This is a genomic window from Pseudomonas sp. CFBP 8770 (assembly GCF_014841705.1).
GTDB lineage: Bacteria > Pseudomonadota > Gammaproteobacteria > Pseudomonadales > Pseudomonadaceae > Aquipseudomonas.
On sequence record NZ_JACYUL010000002.1, the window covers coordinates 216601 to 235700 of the forward strand.

The 19100-nt window shown below is 55.7% G+C and carries 20 protein-coding genes and 1 pseudogene; 11 read left to right on the forward strand and 10 right to left on the reverse strand.

The window, feature by feature from the left end; all coding sequences use genetic code 11:
* The first annotated feature begins 123 nt into the window (after nucleotides 1-123).
* The gene (locus IFT98_RS05830; protein ID WP_192047716.1) at nucleotides 124-993 is read left to right on the forward strand and encodes a helix-turn-helix domain-containing protein; all 870 of its coding nucleotides are present in this window, start codon (nucleotides 124-126) and stop codon (nucleotides 991-993) included.
* A gap of 19 nt (nucleotides 994-1012) precedes the next feature.
* On the opposite strand, the gene IFT98_RS05835 is transcribed toward IFT98_RS05830, so the two are convergent.
* The 3 genes from IFT98_RS05835 to IFT98_RS05845 form a co-directional block, all read right to left on the reverse strand.
* Complete coding sequence (locus IFT98_RS05835; protein WP_192047717.1) at nucleotides 1013-1582, reverse strand: TetR/AcrR family transcriptional regulator; 570 nt, start codon at nucleotides 1580-1582, stop codon at nucleotides 1013-1015.
* Nucleotides 1583-1712: 130 nt separating this feature from the next.
* Nucleotides 1713-2414: a glutathione S-transferase family protein gene (locus IFT98_RS05840; protein ID WP_192047718.1), complete on the reverse strand. Its 702-nt coding sequence runs from the start codon at nucleotides 2412-2414 to the stop codon at nucleotides 1713-1715.
* Between the two features lie 122 nt (nucleotides 2415-2536).
* Nucleotides 2537-3379 (reverse strand): LysR family transcriptional regulator, encoded by an 843-nt coding sequence (locus tag IFT98_RS05845; RefSeq protein WP_192047719.1) that lies wholly within the window; start codon nucleotides 3377-3379, stop codon nucleotides 2537-2539.
* Between the two features lie 94 nt (nucleotides 3380-3473).
* Between IFT98_RS05845 and IFT98_RS05850 the strand changes: the two genes are divergently transcribed.
* Together IFT98_RS05850 and IFT98_RS20980 are read left to right on the forward strand one after the other, a co-directional pair.
* The gene (locus tag IFT98_RS05850) at nucleotides 3474-3857 is read left to right on the forward strand and encodes a tautomerase family protein (RefSeq protein WP_192047720.1); all 384 of its coding nucleotides are present in this window, start codon (nucleotides 3474-3476) and stop codon (nucleotides 3855-3857) included.
* Nucleotides 3814-5541 (forward strand): PQQ-dependent sugar dehydrogenase, encoded by a 1728-nt coding sequence (locus IFT98_RS20980; RefSeq protein ID WP_244650873.1) that lies wholly within the window; start codon nucleotides 3814-3816, stop codon nucleotides 5539-5541. Before IFT98_RS05850 ends, IFT98_RS20980 begins: the two co-directional genes overlap by 44 nt.
* Before the next feature lie 12 nt (nucleotides 5542-5553).
* On the opposite strand, the gene IFT98_RS05860 is transcribed toward IFT98_RS20980, so the two are convergent.
* Nucleotides 5554-6003: a hypothetical protein gene (locus IFT98_RS05860; protein ID WP_192047721.1), complete on the reverse strand. Its 450-nt coding sequence runs from the start codon at nucleotides 6001-6003 to the stop codon at nucleotides 5554-5556.
* Nucleotides 6004-6076: 73 nt separating this feature from the next.
* Here IFT98_RS05860 and IFT98_RS05865 point away from each other — a divergent pair, with 73 nt between their 5' ends.
* The 6 genes from IFT98_RS05865 to yfcF all read left to right on the forward strand — a co-directional run bounded on the left by IFT98_RS05865 (nucleotide 6077) and on the right by yfcF (nucleotide 12798).
* Nucleotides 6077-6451 (forward strand): MerR family transcriptional regulator, encoded by a 375-nt coding sequence (locus IFT98_RS05865; protein WP_192047722.1) that lies wholly within the window; start codon nucleotides 6077-6079, stop codon nucleotides 6449-6451.
* 742 nt (nucleotides 6452-7193) lie between these two features.
* Nucleotides 7194-9908 (forward strand): hypothetical protein, encoded by a 2715-nt coding sequence (locus tag IFT98_RS05870; RefSeq protein ID WP_192047723.1) that lies wholly within the window; start codon nucleotides 7194-7196, stop codon nucleotides 9906-9908.
* A 507-nt stretch (nucleotides 9909-10415) separates the two neighbouring features.
* A complete protein-coding gene (locus IFT98_RS05875; protein WP_192047724.1) occupies nucleotides 10416-10622 on the forward strand; it encodes a hypothetical protein in 207 nt (68 codons plus the stop codon).
* Nucleotides 10623-10751: 129 nt separating this feature from the next.
* Complete coding sequence (locus IFT98_RS05880; RefSeq protein WP_192047725.1) at nucleotides 10752-11009, forward strand: DUF3077 domain-containing protein; 258 nt, start codon at nucleotides 10752-10754, stop codon at nucleotides 11007-11009.
* 262 nt (nucleotides 11010-11271) lie between these two features.
* A complete protein-coding gene (locus IFT98_RS05885; protein ID WP_122476218.1) occupies nucleotides 11272-11715 on the forward strand; it encodes a hypothetical protein in 444 nt (147 codons plus the stop codon).
* Between the two features lie 456 nt (nucleotides 11716-12171).
* Nucleotides 12172-12798 carry a glutathione transferase gene (gene yfcF, locus IFT98_RS05890; RefSeq protein ID WP_192047726.1) on the forward strand — a complete coding sequence of 209 codons (627 nt, stop codon included), beginning with the start codon at nucleotides 12172-12174 and terminating at the stop codon, nucleotides 12796-12798.
* Between the two features lie 52 nt (nucleotides 12799-12850).
* Here the strand turns inward: yfcF and IFT98_RS05895 are convergent, their stop codons facing one another.
* From IFT98_RS05895 to IFT98_RS05920, 6 genes and pseudogenes are all read right to left on the reverse strand, one after another.
* Nucleotides 12851-13312, reverse strand: a complete 462-nt coding sequence (locus IFT98_RS05895) for an SRPBCC family protein (protein WP_192047727.1) — start codon at nucleotides 13310-13312, stop codon at nucleotides 12851-12853.
* Nucleotides 13313-13396: 84 nt separating this feature from the next.
* A pseudogene (locus IFT98_RS05900) lies at nucleotides 13397-13498 on the reverse strand (NAD-dependent epimerase/dehydratase family protein); the annotation flags it as partial.
* A gap of 59 nt (nucleotides 13499-13557) precedes the next feature.
* Nucleotides 13558-13944 carry a nuclear transport factor 2 family protein gene (locus IFT98_RS05905; RefSeq protein WP_122713857.1) on the reverse strand — a complete coding sequence of 129 codons (387 nt, stop codon included), beginning with the start codon at nucleotides 13942-13944 and terminating at the stop codon, nucleotides 13558-13560.
* 63 nt (nucleotides 13945-14007) lie between these two features.
* Nucleotides 14008-14751 carry an SDR family oxidoreductase gene (locus tag IFT98_RS05910; RefSeq protein ID WP_192047729.1) on the reverse strand — a complete coding sequence of 248 codons (744 nt, stop codon included), beginning with the start codon at nucleotides 14749-14751 and terminating at the stop codon, nucleotides 14008-14010.
* A 98-nt stretch (nucleotides 14752-14849) separates the two neighbouring features.
* Entirely contained in the window at nucleotides 14850-15953 is a 1104-nt protein-coding gene (locus IFT98_RS05915; RefSeq protein WP_192047730.1) for an alkene reductase, read from the reverse strand.
* A 59-nt stretch (nucleotides 15954-16012) separates the two neighbouring features.
* On the reverse strand, nucleotides 16013-16594 hold the full coding sequence (locus IFT98_RS05920) for a TetR/AcrR family transcriptional regulator (RefSeq protein ID WP_122714116.1): 582 nt from the start codon (nucleotides 16592-16594) through the stop codon (nucleotides 16013-16015).
* Between the two features lie 260 nt (nucleotides 16595-16854).
* Between IFT98_RS05920 and phbB the strand changes: the two genes are divergently transcribed.
* Nucleotides 16855-17598 (forward strand): acetoacetyl-CoA reductase, encoded by a 744-nt coding sequence (phbB, locus tag IFT98_RS05925; RefSeq protein ID WP_192047731.1) that lies wholly within the window; start codon nucleotides 16855-16857, stop codon nucleotides 17596-17598.
* A 124-nt stretch (nucleotides 17599-17722) separates the two neighbouring features.
* Entirely contained in the window at nucleotides 17723-19048 is a 1326-nt protein-coding gene (locus tag IFT98_RS05930; protein ID WP_192047732.1) for a CitMHS family transporter, read from the forward strand.
* The last annotated feature ends 52 nt before the right edge of the window (nucleotides 19049-19100 follow it).

Sequence of the window (19100 nt, forward strand, 5' to 3'; positions counted from 1 at the left end):
GACCCCTTACAGTGCACTTTTATTGTTGTCCCCTGTATTTTTGATGAGCAGACTTGAGATAAGAAGGCAATATCCGGCATATTTCATGGACTTTCGGCGGATCGTTGCAGGGGAGAAGACACAATGTCGAAATTGCTCGCCGCGCCCGTTCCGGTGTTCAAGCTGTACGGCGAAACCGGGGCCTGGCCGACGCCAGACCTGATCCATTGCGAGTCGATTCCCGAGCGTAGCAAGCTGCATGGCTGGGAAATAAAACCCCATCGGCACAGCGATCTGGTGCAACTGTTGTACGTGCAGGCAGGGCAGGCCACGTTGAAGGTCGAGGATGAGGTCAATCTCGTCGATTCTCCTTCGCTGCAGGTCGTTCCAGCGCTGAGCGTGCACACCTTCAAATTTTCCGCCGACACCCAGGGCCACGTGCTCAGCCTGGCGCTACCCTTGGCCCATCAGCTCGGCGCCTTGCTCGGCAGCCCGGTGCTGACCACGGCTGTGTGTTATCCGGTCGGTGCCGAGCGTGCATATCTGGACACGCTGTTTTCAGCCCTTGCCCAGGAGTACAGCCAACAGCGATCGGGCCGCGATGCAATGCTGCAATCCTTGATCACGATACTGTCGATCTGGCTCAGTCGGCGCAAACAGGCACTGTCCTCATCGGACACCTTGCAAGTCGATCGGGGGCGCGACTATCTGCAGGTCTTCATCAAGACACTGGAACTGCGGTTTCGTGAACACCTGCCTATCGACCACTATGCCGCGACGCTCGGCATCAGCACTGCCCATCTCAACGCGCTGTGTCGGCGCCTTGCGGGGCAATCTGCGTTGCAGATGATCAACCAGCGATTGCTGCTGGAGGCCAAGCGCGATCTGGTCTACACCAGCATGACCATCGCCGAAGTGTCCGACAACCTCGGGTTCTCCGACCCGGCCTACTTCTCGCGCTTCTTCAAACGCTGTACGGGGCAGTCACCGAAACAGTTTCGCGTGCAGCGGTAATGGAAGTGGGCCCTGAAGGCTACTGACGGGGGGGCAGGGGCCCGTAAGCCCGATAGGCCTCGATCAGCGTATCGAACAGCGAGATGTCCGAGTGGCTTCTGGCAACCAGTTGAGCGCCGGCCACTGCCGAGAAAATAGCCCGCGCACGTACCTCGCTTGCAGCCGGTTCGCACACGTGCGCCGCCACCAGCAGCCGGCTCAACCAGGCAATGTTCACCTGCGCGAAGGCCTGGATTTCCTCGGCCATGGCCGGGGGAAGGTTATCGGTTTCAGCCCCCACGAAGCTGCCCAGGCAAAGCCGGTTGTCAGCCTCCAGCGAGCGCCGAAAGATCTCGGGGAAGCGCTGCAGCGCTTCGACAGGGTTGGGGGTCTGCTCGGAAATGGTTTCCAGCGCAGCCGCACCGTCTTCCCAATAGCGCCGGGCAACGGCAACGCCGAGGTCGGCCTTGCTCGGAAAGTGGTAGTAGATACTGGCCGGCTTGATCCCGACTTCATTCGCCAGGTCACGAAAATTCAGCCCGTTGTAGCCTTGTGACTGGGCAATGTTTCGGGCAGCCAAGAGTATGGCCTCGCGGGCGTTGCTGCTCATTGGGGTGCCTTTCGTACGTAGGACGAGTTCTCGGGGAAGCGCGGCATCTTAAAGCAAAAGGGCTCGGCATGACGCCTACCGAGACCGTCAGGTAGTGACGGCCTCGATAGCGGCTACCCATCGTGAGCTGTCAGACGGTAGGCGAATCCAGCTCTGGTATGCCGCTGCTGCGGTCAGCGTAGGCCGCCTGGAAGGCTGGCCGTTGCTGCCAGCGCTGCCAGTAGCTGTCCAGATGCTCGAAACGCTCATCCAGCGGGGTGGCGTTGACCGGGAACTTGGAGAAGGCAATGGCGGTTGCCAAAGTGATGTCGGCAAACGTCGGCTCGGCACCGCCCAGCAGCCATTCACGGCCGTCAGCCAGATGGCGATTGACCAGGGCGGCATGCATCAGCGCCTCCTTGCGGCAGTGCTCACCCCATGCTTCGTTCTTGGTCAGTTCAAGCTTGAAGCCCAGGCCGGTGTGCAGCACATGGAACGCGGTGACGATGCGATAGAGGATATGCACCCAGATGCGGTTGTCCCACATGGTGTCCAGGCCCTGTTCCAGCGCGCTTTCGCCCATGATCTTGCGGCCCGGATAGGACTGGTCGAGGTAACGCGCGATGGCCGCCGTTTCCGCCAGGTAGCTGCCATCGGCCAACTGCAAGGTCGGCGTTTCACCCCACGGGTTCATGTTCAGATGGCGCCAACCGCGCTGCTGCCCACCCGGCGCCATGTCGTAGATGGTTTCATCGAACTGATCGGCAATGCCCTTTTCGTGCATGAACAACCGCAGGCGCTGCGGGTTGGGGAAAGCCGAGGGGGAGGTGAAGAGCTGCAGTTTGGAAGTCATGGGCGGGTCCTGAAGAATTGAGCAGTCTGGCCTAACGCTTGTTAGGTAGACAGACCATAGGCGCCTCCTGGCAGCGCGTCAATAGGCTCCCTAACGTTTGTTAGGTAAAGCGGTTCGCCTTTTTATGAGTGGTGCGCAACGGCTTCAAGGTGCTCTCGCATTCTGCTGACGGCCAGACGCGTACCTGCATCGCCCCGCCGTCGCTCTACGATGGAATAGGCGATCTCCGGCAGTGGCGGCAGCTCTGTACCCTCCATTGCCGGTAGGCAGAAGCCCGCTTCGGTGCGGCAGGTAATCCCCAGTCCTGCCTCGACCGCCGCACGTACACCGTCAAGGCTTGGGGTGGTGAGCGCCATGCGCCACGGACGCCCTGCGGCGTCCAGCACCCGCTGCGCGGCCAGCAGAAACGGGCAGGGCAGGGTGATGCCCACCAGTGGAACTACGTCACCGAGCAGCAGATCCGGGTTGCCGAACCACTTCATGGGAAGCCGGGTGACCACGCTGCCGCCAAACGGCTCACCCGCACACAAGGCGGCGTCGATGCGGTCCTCGCCTATGGCCTGCAGCAGTTCTGCCGTGCTGGCCACGACAATTGAAAAAGCACCGCCAGGGGTCGCGGCGAGGACGTCTGCAAGCGTGGGGCGCAATACCCCTGCCACGAAATCCTGCACGACACCGAGTCGAACCGGCGCTGCGGTGTCCGGCGCAAGCTCCGCACGTGCGGCGTCTATACGACCCAGGATCGAGCGCGCATGGCCCAGCAAAAGCCCTCCGGCAGGGTTGAGCCGCAATGCCCGGCCATCCCTGTCGAACAGCGGCTGGCGTACGATGCCTTCAAGACGGGCGATCTGCAGGCTGAGCGCCGACTCACTGCGCGCAATGCGCGTGGCCGCCGCGGCCAGCGAGCCACAATCGACCACCGCCACGAAGGTGCGAAGCAAAGGGGAGGGAATGTCCGTAATCATGAGGAAAACTCAAACCTGGGGTGTGGAAGGTCTTGAGTATAGTTTCGTTTTTCTCAAATAGACTTCGATCTCCATCACCGCCAGGAAAACGAAAATGCCTTTTGCCAGACTTACCCTGTCGCACGAGCCGTCTCTCGACCAGGGCCGCCAGCTGTGCACCGAATTGACTGACCTGATCGCCAACGCCCTGGGCAAACGCCGGGACCTCACTTCGGTGCTGATCGAAGTGCCGCGGGCACATCGCTGGACCGTCGGCGCTGATGACCAGCCGGCAGCGGCGCATCTTGAGGTCAGCGTGACCGCCGGGACGAACTCGGAAGAGGAAAAAACTGCGTTTATCGCAAGTGTCATGTCGTTGCTCCAACGGGCCCTGCCGGACCTTCACCCGGCGACCTACATCGTTGTAAAGGAGCATCCGGCAACCGATTGGGGGTATGACGGGCGGACTCAGGCCGATCGGGCGAAGGGCCGCGGGTAGGCTGGTTTTTGAGTGTTGGCGTGCAGTGTTTGCGGTTAATCTCCAAGCATTGAAAGCCAGGCAGAGAACGCATCGAATGAAGGCCGCGATCCACTACATAAGGGCATTGCTCGTCGCCGCGCTGGCGACGGGTGCCATTGCCAGCGTCGTGCAGACTCAGCTCAACCTCGCCGAACTGATTCGCCTCGGTGCACCGGTGACCTTGTCGGTTCGACTCTGGACCACGCTCGAAGACCTTGCGCGGTTCGCTCCGGTCATGGCCGGCATAGCCTTTTTGGCGCTGTCTTTCGCGGTGTTGGCAGGCCATTGGGTGCTGCGTTTCACCCCAGCTTCCTGGCGCAGGCTCGTTTTCATCACGGCCAGCGTGGGTGCGTTGGGTTTCGTCTTCTGGCTGATGCGCTCGGTGATTCCGATGCCGGCATTGCCGGGCACCCGCACGGCGGTTGGCCATGTGCTGATGTCGCTGACGGGGATCGTCGGCGGGTGGCTTTATGCGCGTCTGAGCGCGCCTTCCGTCGTGACTGCTCATTCGTCGAGCCGAGGAGGGCAGTGGCGTCAGGCGGGTGTGGTGGCGGTTCTCATCGCTGTGCCCGCCATGTTGTTCTTCGCCATGGCCCCTGGTACCGGCAATACGCCAGCAAGGGTAGATTCCGCCAGCTACAAGGTTCAGACCGTCGCGACAGGCCTGAACCGCCCATGGTCGGTGGCGTTTCTTCCAGACGGCCGCGTCCTGGTCACAGAGATGGAAGGGCGACTCCTGGCCATCGCTGCCGATGGCGCGTCTTCGCAGATCAAGCTCGACGGGCTGCCGCCCATCTTCCAGCAGGGCGGTACCGCGGGATTGATGGAGGTCGCGCTGGATCCGCAGTTCGAACACAACGGTTGGCTTTACCTGACCATGGCCTATGGCGAAGCCGGTGCGAACGGCACGCGCCTTGTGCGTGCCACGTTGGCGAATGATCGGATCGACGACGTCCGCGTACTGTTCAGCTCCACGCTCAAACCTCGCGCCGGCAACAATGGCGGGCGCATCGCCTTTCTTCGCGACCAGACCCTGGTGCTCGCGCTAGGCGACGGCAGCGAGCGACGAGAGGAAGCGCAAAACCCGGCGAACGATCTGGGCACCCTGGTCAGAATCGACCGCGCCGGTCGTCCACCAGCAGACAACCCTTTCATGGGTAAAACCGACGTGGCTCCGGAGATCTACAGCCTTGGCCACCGCAATGTGCAGGGCATCGCCGTCGACCCGACAACGGGCTATTTGCTGATCACCGAGCATGGCGCGCGCGGCGGCGACGAGGTCAACCGCATTGTGCCAGGCGCCAACTACGGCTGGCCCATCGTCACGGGCGGTATCGACTACCCGTTTGCGAAAATAACGCCATTCACCCGGTTGCCTCGCTACCAGAACGCAATCCTGGAGTGGACACCGTCGATTGCACCTGCTGGCTTGGCCATCTACGACGGTCCGCTGTTTCCCCAATGGCAAGGCGATTTGCTGGTCCCGGCACTCAAGGAGCGTGCCGTGCGCCGCGTTGTGCGTAACGGTCAGCAGATCGTCGATCAGCAACTACTGCTGGGCGAACTGGACGAGCGCATGCGCGACGTCAAGGTAGCTCCCGATGGGTCGATCTATGTGCTGACCGATGGAGTCGATGCGAAGCTGTTGCGGGTGACGCCATAGCGAGACTTTCGTCTACCGCGCACCGAGACCACAACCCTCAGGGCGTGCCTGCGTTTGAACCGCTCGTGGATTGTCTGTCGGCAGCAGTTGCGCGATGGCAAAGGCCACTTCGAAAACTGTGAAGATCAGAATCAGAAAACTGGCGCCGTGAGCTACTGCAAACAGCTGCCAGGCAGCGAACAGCACTCTCGCCAGTGCGTCATACAAACCAATGCTGCGGCTCGGTTGCACCAGCCGCCATATCGACCAGACCACCACGATGCTGCCCAGCAGGTTGGCGAACAGTATTGCGGTAGTGTCCAGCGTGGGGACCGCTCGGTCCAATGCCAGCGCAGCGGACAGCGCTGCGAATCCTTCAAAAACCAGCAATGCCGTCCAAGGCGTCATGAAGCCCGCAGTGACCACAAGATCGTAAACAGCACTGGCCCGAACGATCTGTAGATTTCTATTTACGCTGATCATATTCACCCCTCACAGTTGGAGCCCGCAAGCTAAAGCCTGGAGTTAGGTCCAGAGTCAAAGGGAGAATTGACGCGTGAAGATCGGAGAAGTGGCAGCGAAGGCGGGCGTGTCAGTCGATACCCTGAGGTTCTACGAAGAGAAAGGCTTGATCAAGCCGGGTCGTGCTGCCAACGGCTACCGGTTGTATACCGAGCAGACGCTGCAACTGGTTGGATATATCAAGCTGGCGCAGCAGTTGGGATTTTCACTGCGGGAGATCGGTGAAAATCTGCCGCTGCTATGGACTGGCGAAGAAGCTTCCACCGATCTGCTGGCGAAATTATTTGCTGAGAAAATCGCTTTGTTGGACGAGCGCATTGGACAAATGCACGCTCTACGCAACCTATTGGCCGAGCGAGCCGTGCAGGTTTGTCCGCTGATGGGGGCTGGTCGGATTGCTGTGTCTTGAATGATGTTTTGCTGTTGCCGGGGTTCAAGGAGGGTGGCGTGGGGCGGATTGTGTGGAACGGTCAGCAGGTCTTCGATCAGCAACATCCAGGTGTATCCAGAACCCCTGATCGGGCGTTTGTGCAGCGTTTCTGGAGTGCGTTCGATGACAGCCGAAGATCTTACTTTCAGAGCTTCGAAGATGTCGATCCAGTTGATAGCCTTATCCGCATGGGGTAGGTATTTGCTTCGAGAGTCGTCTTCTTGCAGCGTGCGGCAGATGTTGGAGGTGTGATATCTCCGAGGGTGGCGGCTGTTGTTTGGACCAAGACTGCGAATGGTGTAAATCACTGGCGGTCGATGACTACGTGCTGAAAGGGCTGCTTTCGGCCAAAAGCAGACCATCAGAAGCGTCTACCACCCTTGGGGCGATTCATCTATCACCTCAAGGTGGCCCTCGAGCAAGAATGCACACCAACGCATTTGGCTTGCGCAAAGGCGGCGATGATCCGGTGGAATTACTGCGGCGCACGATCCTAATTACTGACATTGACTCGAGCTTTGGATGCCCCATTTGAACTTTCCTCTGCATGATGTGTTAATCGTATCGATGCCGTATGGACGGGGTAGTGGCATTTTGATAGGTTCCGAAAGCAGCTTTTGATAATCCACAAAGCACTCCCTGCGGGTCACTGGTGAAGGTCAGCATCGTTAAATGTCGCCGATCCCAAAACCTCGCCGGGTGGAAAAATCCAAGGATAGAGATGATAAAAGTACAAAAAACACTGTGGGTAACTGGTGTCCAACCGATCGAAGTCAATGGCAGCCGATATATTCCAACCGCGCTCAGATATAATAAAAATGGTGAAATATTATTCGGATTACCTGCCACCAAGACAGCCTCTGGAATAATAAATAACAACTTTAAAATAGACCTCGGTGATATTTCACCAGGCTCACCAACTCGAAAATTGTTCCCCACTGAATCAGGCGTAGAGAAAAGCGCTTACGAGTTAAGCAAGGATTTCATTGAGGGCTCGCTAACAGCTATTGAGCAAGAGTTAAACCCAAATAACAATACAAAAATCTCAGCAAAAATCATTGTCGCAGAGCCCCTAAACTTTCAGCTGCAAGAAAACTATAAAGCATGGGTTCAAAACTACAGAGGCAACATTAGAAGGATTCTAAGCAGATATGAAGAGGTAGAATTCCTACCCGAACCATTCGCCGTTTACCAATACTACAGATATGGACAACGAATTCCCCATCTCCAAGAAAACGCTAAACACATTGCTTTAGTGTTAGATTTTGGAGGTGGCACATTCGATGGATGCATAATTGAATCCACAAACAAGGGAGACATTAGCTTATCGGGAAAACACTCCAAGCCTCTCGGAGCCGACTCAGTGCCTAAGGGCGGATTTTATATCAATCAATGCCTCGCAGAGTATTTGATCAAGAGAAGCATTGATTCTCGCAATAAAGCTGACGCCGACAGCTGCATAAAAAACCATCAACGAATACGATCCGGCGAACTCCAAATCGAGAGTCTTAGCCCTAAAAAACAGGCTTTTATACGGAACTTCCGACAGCTAATTCAAGAGTGCGAGCAATATAAGATTGACCTTGTATCATCGATTAAAAACTGGAGTCTACATAGTGAGGCATATGAAAGAATAAGTATAAGCCTGCCAAAAGACCCATTTACTGAAGATCCTTGGATTAAAGATGAGTTGTTTGGGCATCAGTTACGTAACATTTTCATTGAGAAAATATGGGATCAACATCTGCACAAAGTAATAAAAAAGGTTTTTAAAACTGCCGAACCAGAATTGGTTGGAAAAGAAATTACAACTACGTTAATTTCTGGGGGGTCATCCAATATCAGATGGCTGCTCGAACTTCTAATCCGTGATTTTGAAAGCGAACTTTCAGGCGCGGAGCCTATTCCTATCAGTCAATCATTTCAAGAAGTAGTCGCAACTGGCTTGGCTATCGAATGTGCCAGGCGCTATTATGAAGATGAATCGGAGTTTGTTGGTGTAACATATAATCCAATACGGCTGAAGCTTAATCCAGATGGGAAAGGAGTAGAGGACAACAAAACCTTTCAATCTGTGGGAGACAAAGTTGATATGAAAGGTGCTAAGCCAACAGACCTAATGCCATCTGCGCTTGCACTCAATAACTTCATAAATCAACCTCTGCAATGGAGAATCAGATTAAACAGCCCTCCCAAGAACCACCTGAGTTATTTGTTTTCAAAACCTTCTGATTCTGGCGAAGACGACATATACAATGCCGAGTCACAAATCATCCATACGAGAGATAATAAACATTTTGACTCATCGCTGACGGTTCAACTTACCGTAAGTGAGGATGGCACAGCAAAACCAACATTTATTTACAAACAACCTAATCGTGATTTTGGAGTGGAGGGGAACATTGTTGAGGGCAAGGCGTTCGCTATCGATATGACAGCACCCACCAGTAGATCTGGCTCCAGTTCGAACTACATAGGGTATGACTTTGGAACCAGCTGCTCCGCCATCTGCATGATCACAGAAGATCAAGTTAAGATCACCAAATATAGAGCTTCAAAATCAAGCTGGCTCGGACTGAGCGATTCTCTTTCTCTGCTCCCATATCCGATCGCATATCCTCTTAGGAAGTACCTCGACGTAAAAAATTCTAATCAATCCACTGCGGTTGCCAGAGAAGTATTTGAGGCTGGGTTAGCATTTTTAGCATACTGCACCGCCGCAGAATCACTAGCAGTGGAGCCATCAGAGAAGTTCCTGAAAAACTTTCAACATCGCTCGATGGGGCCACTGAAAGATCTTCTTGAACGGTCGCTCGAACATGGAGGCAGTAATCTGCTGTTCTGCGCAGAATTGCTTAAATGTCTGCCTAAGCATCTTGACCATCTTAATAAAGCAATTTCGGATTTCACTCAACATAAGCATGAAAAGCTAGCCGACGATGCCTTTGACAGCCATAGTCACTTGGTTTTAATTGTTAACCTTTGCCTAGAGATTGTAAGAGGCAAGAAATTTGGTTACGTATCCGAGACTAGGTCAACACCATTCAAAATTGGCACATATCAAGGGCTTTTCAAGGTCGCGAATGATATCCAACCATTCATTGAAACAGTTGGATTCAGCTCAGCGACTCAACTAGCACGAGAGTTTCCAATAATTCTAGATCCCGAATCTCAAATTGGACTGTCATTATTTCCATTTATTTTTTGGAGTGAGGACTCCGAAATCTCTTCAGGGTTCGAATGTTTCTGGTTCGACAAACCTGCAGGCAAACACAGCGAATGTGGATTTGTGAAACCTTGCAGCAGAAAAAAAGAGATACTAGCGTCTACAATTAATCCTTATTTGGGCGATGCCATTGATGACATGATCAGAAATGGCCGTCTACCAATTGGGAAGTTTGATATAAAAATCGACCAACCCTCAAACGACACTTAATACCCGTGTCACACTTGTGGCTAGCTAACGTAGATATGCGTAGGCTAGCTAAGCCAGACGATCTGGCTGGCTGCGAACGCTAGTTGAAGCTCGGTGAGGGGGCTCTTGCAGTGAAAGCCGTCAGAGCGCCTATAAAGCGGAAACCTTGATAGTCTGCTTTTGGCCGAAAGCAGTTGTTCAACCATCCTCCATCCATCTCCCTCAATCAGCAACTCCCTTTCCCCCCAACCTTGCCATCCCCCACCACCTCCGCTAACCTCACACCCGTCGCTGCCAATTCAGCGACCGGGTTTAGCAGCTCGAACAATTCGTCAGGCGCGCAGCGCCTCCATACCCATTGTCGGCGTTTTTTTTCGCCTACAGTGTCGATCTATGGCGGCTGTGCGTGGGGCACCTTCGGGTGCGCCGGGTGCCTGACGGTCCGGTCTGCTAACCCGCGTACAGCTGCCACCCTTTTCGTTTAGCAGCGGAAGGTGGCGGTTCAATCGAGCCGTCAGGAGTTGCATCATGGTCAAGCCGACCCCCGATCCACCCGTTGTCGATCTTCCTTCCGATCACCCGTTGTTTCATTTTCCGACAGATTTTTCTGAAACCGATGGCCGTGTGCTGGTCGAGCGTTTCCAGCGTCAGCGTGCGTTGATGGAGCAGGCGCGGAGAAATGCGCAGCGCGAGAGTCAGCCGCCGCGGCGCTTTTGGCAGTTCTGGCGGACATAGACCGCGGCGCGGCATTCGCGGGCAGAGCCCGCTCCCACAGATGTCTGCCTGTGGGCAGGGCTTGCTCCCATAGGTGCCTGCCTATGGGTAGGCCTGTTGGCGTGTTCATCGTAGATAAGGAGATTGACCATGATCGAAATCACGGAAACCAACGTCTTGCCGTTCGGCCGCCATGGCTCGGACCGGCAGCCGATATTCAGCGTCAACTCGGGTGTTGCCCTGGAAGATGCGTTGACGCAATTGTCCCATCTGCTGACGTGCGCCCATGCTTCGGTATCTGAAATGTGCGATGCCCGGGTGGTGGATCCAGGACTGGTTTGCGCCACGGTGCATTGCATCGAGGGGGCGAAGGCATTGGTAGATGCGTTGTTGATTCGCGGTGAGTGACCTGGAAGGGGATTGGCGCGATTCATTCTGTTGATCGCGCCAAACACAAGTCTCGCAACGCAGCCAAAGCAGCCACACGGTATGCCCACCGCAGGGATATTCTGGCATCAAGTGATGGCTCATCTCGGTATGTTGGAAAGGTCTACCTGGACGCGGAATGCAATCTGTCTCAGCAACGATACAATGCCCGCTTCACAGGGCGCTTGGACTGCTACTGAACATGCAATGGAATCATCTGGTCATCAACGGTGTTACCAAGAGTATGGCGCATTTGCAGCCGTTCGAGATGACCTTCGAGGTGGCTGGTAACCAGCTGACCGTCCGTTTCGAATTCGGCTTTCATTGCTTCACGGACGATAAAGGCAACGGTGAGCCGCTGCGGCACAAGCATGAACATAGATACTTCTGCCCTTCGCGGTACCACTGCAGCACCCAGCTGCGTGACTACATAGAGCGCCGCTTCTATACCGGAATGGTAGTGCCGCATAACAGCAAAAACAGTGGCCAGAGGTACTTTTGTCTGGATCTACATGATTACGCGATTTTCTTTTCCATCACCAAGCCCGCCGAAACGACGAATCTATTGCGAATGCACGTCATCAGCGCTTATGAGGTTGATACCTGGGGTCGCCACTCGCTGCCCAAAGGGAAAGCATTCAACACGCGTTACGTACTGGAGATGCGCAATAAAGGAAAGTCGGTGTGACAGGAAGCAAAAAGCCCCTGTGCTTGCGCACAGGGGCTTTTTGCGTGTCTCAATATCGGCCTGTTCTTTCGGCTTGCGCCTTATCCCGCACACTGGCTGGGAGAGCTTTCACTCCGAAATCAACACCCCTTCAAGCGAAGGTTCCGGTCTGTGCTGACGAGGCTATGATATCAAACAAGCTGTCACTTGTGCCAACCTTTAAACGCCTGGTCTGGAATCGCGTAGCCACTGGGACGCTTGATTCGTACCTCGAGACTGCCATGGTCCGCACCGAGCCGGTACTGGCCTGAGCCGATAAACGCGTGGGCTGGGTACTATCGACCCAGACCCTAGCCTATCCAGACCAACACCCCAACGCAGCCCATTCCTACCAAGCATACCCCCATGAAAATCATTGATTTCCCTCTCTCGGCCTAATCTCGTAGCGTGGAGTCTTCTGCATAAGGAGATCAGTCCATGAGCCGTTTGCACTTGTACGTCGATTCGCAGTTCACCAGCCCCTATGCCCTGTCGGTGTTTGTTGCACTGCGCGAGAATGGCATCGATTTTGCGATGAGCGCAGTCGACCTGCAGAAACTTGAACACCAGGCAGATGCCTACGCTGCTCTCTCGCAAACCCAGAGGGTCCCCACGCTGGTGGATGGAGATTTTGCCTTGTCGGAGTCTTCAGCGATCACGGAGTATCTCGAAAGCGTTTATCCCGAAGTGCCGGTTTATCCGAAAGATGTTCGGCTTTTGGCAAAAGCGCGGCAGATTCAGGCCTGGATTCGCAGCGATCTGCTGCCCATCAGGCAGGAGCGCTCCACCGTTGGAGTTTTCTATGGTCAGCAATATGGCCCTTTGTCGCCGACGGCTCGTGAGTCAGCGGAAAAGTTGTTCTATACGGCGCAAGCGCTGCTCAAAGACGGCGCAGAAAATCTTTTCGGCCAATGGTCGATAGTGGATGTCGATCTGGCGCTCATGCTCAACCGCCTGATACTCAATGGCGATGCTGTGCCTTCAGTGTTGGTGGAGTATGCGCAACGTCAATGGCAGCGTCCCAGCGTGCAGGCCTGGGTCGCCCTCGAGCGCCCGCCGCTTTAGATCACAGGCTGGCCGGTGATGGGACATCAGTATTCCTTCAAACCGGTTGGCTTCAGTGCGTGTCTTTACACGGCTGTGACTGAGCAAGGTAGCGCGCCAGGCTGTCATGGCCATCCACGACCAGCCGAGTGATCAGCGCTTCAAAGTGGGCAGTCATTTCTGCATCGCGGACGTCGAAGCTCGCACGCCATTCAATAACACACTGAAGCTCTCCATTGACCTTGATCACCCTGACGTCTGCTCGATAGTTGTCGAGCGGTAGAGGTGATTCTTCGAATTTGTATGTTAAGCGCATCTGGGGGTCATCCAGTACCAGAAGGCGTTCGCGAAGAACGCCTCCGTCTGCCAGATCAAGCCGTCTGACTGAGCCAATCGTGCTTTCTGATTGCCCATCTTCGAGGCTGCTTTCATTGATTGCCGGGTGCCATTGGGCTATTTCCCCAAAGTTTCTTAGCTCTTTCCAGGCGTGTTCTGCGGTGGTTGCCATAACGGCGCTGTATTCAACTGTTGCCATACATCAAACTCCAAAAGCCTTCAAAGCCATGTCTTTAAAAATTATCGTTGGCTGAGCGTGCTTGCAGCCAAATCAATCGACGCGCTGCCGATGCAGTGCGGTTACGTCGTGACCGTTACTGACAAGAAGACTAACAAGGCGTTTGCCGACTTTACCGGCGGCGCCAATGACAGAGACTCTGGACATGGGTTGCTCCTGTTGTGGGGAAGTGCCGGCGCGGCTCGCGCCGGCACAGAACTGCGCAGTCAGCCTTCGAATTGGTGGTAAACCTTGGCAATGACTTTCCAGGCACCATCGATTTTGATCAACGTCAGGTAGTCGTTGTAGTCAGCGCCGATCGCGTCTTTTTCCATATCGACGCGTACCACAGCGGTGGTCGGAGTGATAGCCAGCACGTCCAGACGAGTGCTGATGTCTGGCGCCGTGCCGTTGGTTTCGACGAACGTATACAGGTTGCTGATCGGCCCGCCCAACAGTTTCCCGTTGGTGAAGCCGTACATCACGGCGTCTTCATGAAACGCTTCCGCGATGATGGCAACGTTGCCTGCACGCAAGCCTTCGACATAGTTGCTGGCGGTTTCGATGACGGCGTTGTAATCGCTGGTTGGCACGGCTTTGATGTTGTTGCTCATAGGGTGTTTCTCCTGAAGTTGGATTCGACGGATCACGGGGTTACATCGACGTGCATAATCCGATCACCAGTCCTGACGCGTCGGCGAGATGATCAGATCGTTCACAGTTACGTTGGCTGGTTGATTGAGTGCGTAGATCACCGCGCGACTGATGTCCTCGGGCGCGATAGCGATTTCATTCAGCGACTTGGCGGCTTTGCGACCCTCGGGATCGGTCACTTTGTCGGCCCAGCCGGTATTGATCACGCCTGGACTTACGGTGTTGACGCGGATGCCGTGGTGCACACCCAACTCCTTGCGCATGGATTCAGTCATAGCCTGAACGAAGAATTTGGTAGCGCTGTAGACACCGGCCGCTGGGCCGACCTGATGCCCTGCCACTGAGTCCATGTTCAAAATCTGGCCGGACTTCTGCTGAATCATGAATGGGAGAACGGCCGCGATGGCGTTCAGGTAGCCCTTGATATTCACATCGATCATGGCGTTCCAGTCGCGGGTGGCGAGGTCGACCCAGTTGGAAAACAGCATCAGGCCGGCGTTGTTCACCAAGATATCCACTGAGCCGTAGGTGTCCTTGGCGAACTGGGCCATCGCCAGTGTTTGCTCTGGGCAGGTAACGTCCGTTACGTAGCTCACCGCTTCATAACCGTCGGCACGTAGCTCGCTGACCAGAACGATGAGGCCCGCTTCGTCGTGGGCCGCGGCGACGACGTTGGCGCCATGGGCCGCCAGCGCTCTAGCCGTGGCGGCTCCAATGCCAGAAGAGGCGCCAGTGACGATGGCGGTTTTCTTGTCCAGGTAATTCATGTCGTGTTCCTTTGTGGCGGTGTTCCCGCGTAGGTGGCGCGTACTAACCGTAGGGGAGTGCCAGATGAAACGGGCAGGGGAGCAGGTAAGTGCTGGTCTTAGTAATTACCCAATGGCCAATCGGTGTAGCCTTTGGCGCCGCCGCCGTAGTACGACTCACGAGGCGCGATGGTTAGCTCGGCACCGCGGCGCAGGCGCGCGACGAGGTCTGGGTTGGAAATGAACAGGCGGCCGAATGCCACGGCGTCGATCTTGCCCGCTGCGCGCCGCTCTACCGCCATCTGCAGGTCGTAGTTGTTGTTGCCAATGAACCGACCATTGAACTGGGCACTCAATGCGTCCATGTCGACACCTTCCGGCACTTCTCGCGAAGTGGCTGTGGCCCCTTCGACAAAATGCAGGTAGGCCAGATCGAGCGCGTTGAGCTGCTGGATAAGGTAGCCATGAAGGCCCATGACATTGCTGTCCGGTGGCGTGTTTCCCGCATCCGGTGTCACCGGTGACAGACGAATGCCTACGCGGTCATTGCTCCAGACATCGACGATCGCTCGGGTCACTTCAAGGGTCAGACGCGCGCGATTCTCGATGGACCCGCCGTACTGGTCTGTACGTTGGTTGGTGGAATCGCGGAGGAATTGGTCCAGCAGGTAGCTGTTGGCCGAATGCACTTCTACACCGTCGAAACCCGCGCGCTTGGCATTCCTGGCTGCGTGTATGTACTGCTCGATGATGCCGGGGATCTCGGCGGTTTCGAGCGCACGCGGCATGGACACAGGTACGAAACCATCGGTTGTGTAGGTATTACCCTCTGCCTGGATAGCGGAAGGTGCTACCGGCGCCTCGCCATTGGGTTGCAGGTCGACGCTTGAAAAGCGCCCTACATGCCAGAGCTGACTGACGATCTTGCCACCTGCAGCGTGCACCGCATCGGTGACCTTTTTCCAACCCGCTACCTGCTCCTCGCTCCAGATGCCAGGGGTCGCCGCATAGCCGCGGCCTTGAGCCGAGATGTTGGTCGCCTCAGCCACGATCAATCCAGCGGTGGCCCGCTGAGCGTAATAAGTGGCGTGCAACTCAGTGGGGATACCTGCTTCGGCGTAACGGCTACGGGTGACGGGCGCCATGACAATGCGGTTCGCCAGTTCGATGGCACCCATGCGTACGGGGGAAAACAGGTCAGTGGTGTTACTGATGTCTTTCATGTTCTAAGCCTTAGTAGTGGACCGGTCGTCTACTAAATTGGGTAAATAAAAAGCGCGTACTAGTGCAGCAAGCGCTTGGTCATGATCAGAGCTTTTGAAAAGGACTCTGTGGATCTGTTCACCTTGACCAGCAGGGAGGCGCCCAACCATAGCTGGTAGAGTGATTCAGCAAAGGCCGCAGGGTCACCTTCTGGATGAATGCTGCCGTCGGCTACACCCATGTCCACGCATGCGGTGATGCGCTGAATGATCTTCGCCGTACCGACTTCGAGCACAGCGCGCATGTCTTCAGACAAATCGCAGACCTCTGCGCCTAACTTGACCACCAGGCATTTGCCCTCGGGCAGGTCAGTGCCCTGGGTTTCAGTCCAGTAGTTGAAATAGGCCAGCAAGCGTTCGGCGCCGCTTCCAGGCTTTGCCATGAGCGCGTCCACGCGGCCCAGGTACTCGGAGAAATATTCTTCCAGCAAAGCCTGGCCGAATTCTTCCTTCGACTTGAAGTAATAATAAAACGACCCTTTGGGCACACCCGCCGTGCTCAGCACTTCGGCCAAGCCAACGGCCGTATAGCCTTTGTTGGTCATCAGCGAACGAGCCACATCGATGATGTGCTGCCGCATGTCTTGAGCTGGTTTCTTCATGATGGGCAGCATGGTAAACACATACCGACCGGTCGTCTACAAGTGTTCGCTATTACCACCGTCACGAAGCATGAAGCGACCCATTCGTGCAGTTTTGAAACAATGGGCTCGCCCTCACTTCCAGGGTTCACATCCAAACACCAACCGCACCAATAAATTGTACGTCGTAACCTTGCAAAACAATTCAATATCGGGTCTATTGGCCCCAGACCGCCGTCGTTCTCATAAAACTCCCTACAAAAACAAACGGAGTGCTTCACATGACTAAACGCATCGCTTACGTCACCGCTGGTATGGGAGGCCTTGGGACTGCTGTCTGTCAGCGCCTGGCAAAAGATGGCTTCACCGTTGTGGTGGGGTGTGGACCGAATTCGCCGCTCAGAACGAGCTGGCTCGCCGAGCAAGAGAAGCTGGGGTTCAGCTTCATCGCTTCGGAAGGTAACGTGGCTGACTGGGATTCCTGTCAGATCGCTTTCCAGAACATCCTCAAAGATGTCGGCCCGATCGATGTGCTCATCAACAACGCAGGCACTGCGCGTAACGTGATGTTTCGGGACATGCAGCCAGGTGACTGGCAGACCGTGATCAATACCAACCTCAACTCCCTGTTCAACGTTACGCGCCAAGTCATCGACGGGATGGTCGACCGAGGCTGGGGCAGGGTGATCAATATCTCTTCGGTCAATGCCCAACTAGGGCAGGTTGGCCAAGTCAATTATTCCACCGCCAAATCCGCTATTCGCGGCTTCACCCGCGCCTTGGCCAAGGAAGTGGGCTCGCGTGGCGTGACCGTCAATACCGTTTCTCCGGGTTATATCGCCACTCCCAAGCTCAAGTCCGTCACCACGGTCGATGCAATGGATCGCTTGATCCGCGAAGTCCCAACCCGACGCCTCGGCACGCCAGAGGAAATCGCTTCGATCTGCTCATGGCTGGCTTCGGAAGAATCCGGTTATGCCAACGGCGCAGACTTCTCCATTAACGGTGGCCTGCACATGAGCTGACGGTCTTTTCCGGGCAGTGAAACCGGCTGCTCGGCATGCTCCCCCTGTTTCTATACAGGTAATTCTCGAAGCGTTTCTGCGCCTAACCATAAAAATAAATGTACTTCTAGTCGAGGAAATACAGATGCTGTCAATTCTCGGTTACGGCATGATCGTAACCTTCATGGCACTGATCATGACCAAGCGCCTCTCACCGCTGGTTGCGCTGACCATCGTTCCAATCATCTTCGCTCTGCTCGGGGGCTTCGGCTCGACGATGGATACGATGATGATCGACGGTCTGAAGAAAGTGGCGCCCACGGCCATCATGGTCATGTTTGCGATCCTTTATTTCGGCATGATGTTCGATACCGGGCTGTTCGATCCCGTTATTCGAGCCTTCCTGAAGATCATCAAAGGTGATCCGGTCAAAGCGGTCATCTTTACCACGCTGCTCGCAGGCATGGTGTCGCTGGATGGTGACGGCTCGACCACTTACATGATCACCGTGACGGCCATGTTGCCGCTGTTCAAGCGTTTGCGTCTGAACCTGCTGGCAATGACCTGTGTGATCATCCTCGCTGCCAGCGTTACCAATCTATTGCCATGGGGCGGGCCGTTGGCACGGGCAGCCGCGTCGCTGCAGGTTGAAACATCAGAACTGTTCCAGCCGATCATTCCTGCGATGATCATCGGCTTTATCGGCGTGATGTTTCTGGCATGGTACATCGGTGTTCGCGAACGCTCGCGTCTGGGCAAGTTGAGCCTGCCGGACGATGTCGACGCTTCAACATTCGATGACGATGCCACCGGCATGCCGGCCATGTCTGCCGAAGACGCGGAGCTGCGTCGTCCAAAAATGTTCTGGCTCAATGCCGTGCTGACTGTCGCGCTGATGGCCGGCTTGGTGATGGAATGGCTGCCATTGGCCATTCTTTTCATGGTCGCGTTCTCGGTCGGATTGGTCATCAACTACCCACACATGGCCGACCAGCGTCGCCGTATTGCGGCCCACGCGCCAACGGCGCTGAACCAGATCGCGATCTTTCTTGCCGCTGGGATCCTCGCCGGGATTCTGTCCGGCACGGGAATGGTCAACGCCATGTCGGCCAGTTTCCTGGCGATGCTGCCCGATACCTGGGGCCCTTACATGGCGCCGATTACTGCACTCGCCAGTATCCCGGGTACGTTCTTCATGTCCAACGATGCGTTCTATTACGGAGTGCTACCAGTGCTCGCCAAGGCTGCCGAGGCCTATGGCATCAGCCATGCAGAGATTGGTCGAGCCTCGCTGATCGGCTCGCCGGTTCACTTGTTGAGCCCGTTGGTGGCATCCACCTACCTGCTATGCGGCTTGGCCGGTGTCGAGTTCAGTGACCATCAGAAGTACACCATGAAGTGGGCGTTCGCTCTGAGCTTCCTGATCATGGGCGCAATGGCTGCGACTGGCGCGTTCTCGATGTTCCCGTGAGCAGCTGGCGGGGGTCGTCAGGGTGTCTCGGCAAATGAGCTGTGGTATTTTG

Excerpts from the sequence above, each read along its gene's own strand:
- IFT98_RS05830 (WP_192047716.1), top strand. The coding sequence starts at position 124 with ATGTCGAAATTGCTCGCCGCGCCCGTTCCGGTGTTCAAGCTGTACGGC.
- IFT98_RS05835 (WP_192047717.1), bottom strand. The coding sequence starts at position 1,582 with ATGAGCAGCAACGCCCGCGAGGCCATACTCTTGGCTGCCCGAAACATT.
- IFT98_RS05840 (WP_192047718.1), bottom strand. The coding sequence starts at position 2,414 with ATGACTTCCAAACTGCAGCTCTTCACCTCCCCCTCGGCTTTCCCCAAC.
- IFT98_RS05845 (WP_192047719.1), bottom strand. The coding sequence starts at position 3,379 with ATGATTACGGACATTCCCTCCCCTTTGCTTCGCACCTTCGTGGCGGTG.
- IFT98_RS05850 (WP_192047720.1), top strand. The coding sequence starts at position 3,474 with ATGCCTTTTGCCAGACTTACCCTGTCGCACGAGCCGTCTCTCGACCAG.
- IFT98_RS20980 (WP_244650873.1), top strand. The coding sequence starts at position 3,814 with ATGACGGGCGGACTCAGGCCGATCGGGCGAAGGGCCGCGGGTAGGCTG.
- IFT98_RS05860 (WP_192047721.1), bottom strand. The coding sequence starts at position 6,003 with ATGATCAGCGTAAATAGAAATCTACAGATCGTTCGGGCCAGTGCTGTT.
- IFT98_RS05870 (WP_192047723.1), top strand. The coding sequence starts at position 7,194 with ATGATAAAAGTACAAAAAACACTGTGGGTAACTGGTGTCCAACCGATC.
- IFT98_RS05875 (WP_192047724.1), top strand. The coding sequence starts at position 10,416 with ATGGTCAAGCCGACCCCCGATCCACCCGTTGTCGATCTTCCTTCCGAT.
- IFT98_RS05880 (WP_192047725.1), top strand. The coding sequence starts at position 10,752 with ATGATCGAAATCACGGAAACCAACGTCTTGCCGTTCGGCCGCCATGGC.
- IFT98_RS05885 (WP_122476218.1), top strand. The coding sequence starts at position 11,272 with ATGGCGCATTTGCAGCCGTTCGAGATGACCTTCGAGGTGGCTGGTAAC.
- yfcF (WP_192047726.1), top strand. The coding sequence starts at position 12,172 with ATGAGCCGTTTGCACTTGTACGTCGATTCGCAGTTCACCAGCCCCTAT.
- IFT98_RS05895 (WP_192047727.1), bottom strand. The coding sequence starts at position 13,312 with ATGGCAACAGTTGAATACAGCGCCGTTATGGCAACCACCGCAGAACAC.
- IFT98_RS05905 (WP_122713857.1), bottom strand. The coding sequence starts at position 13,944 with ATGAGCAACAACATCAAAGCCGTGCCAACCAGCGATTACAACGCCGTC.
- IFT98_RS05910 (WP_192047729.1), bottom strand. The coding sequence starts at position 14,751 with ATGAATTACCTGGACAAGAAAACCGCCATCGTCACTGGCGCCTCTTCT.
- IFT98_RS05915 (WP_192047730.1), bottom strand. The coding sequence starts at position 15,953 with ATGAAAGACATCAGTAACACCACTGACCTGTTTTCCCCCGTACGCATG.
- IFT98_RS05920 (WP_122714116.1), bottom strand. The coding sequence starts at position 16,594 with ATGAAGAAACCAGCTCAAGACATGCGGCAGCACATCATCGATGTGGCT.
- phbB (WP_192047731.1), top strand. The coding sequence starts at position 16,855 with ATGACTAAACGCATCGCTTACGTCACCGCTGGTATGGGAGGCCTTGGG.
- IFT98_RS05930 (WP_192047732.1), top strand. The coding sequence starts at position 17,723 with ATGCTGTCAATTCTCGGTTACGGCATGATCGTAACCTTCATGGCACTG.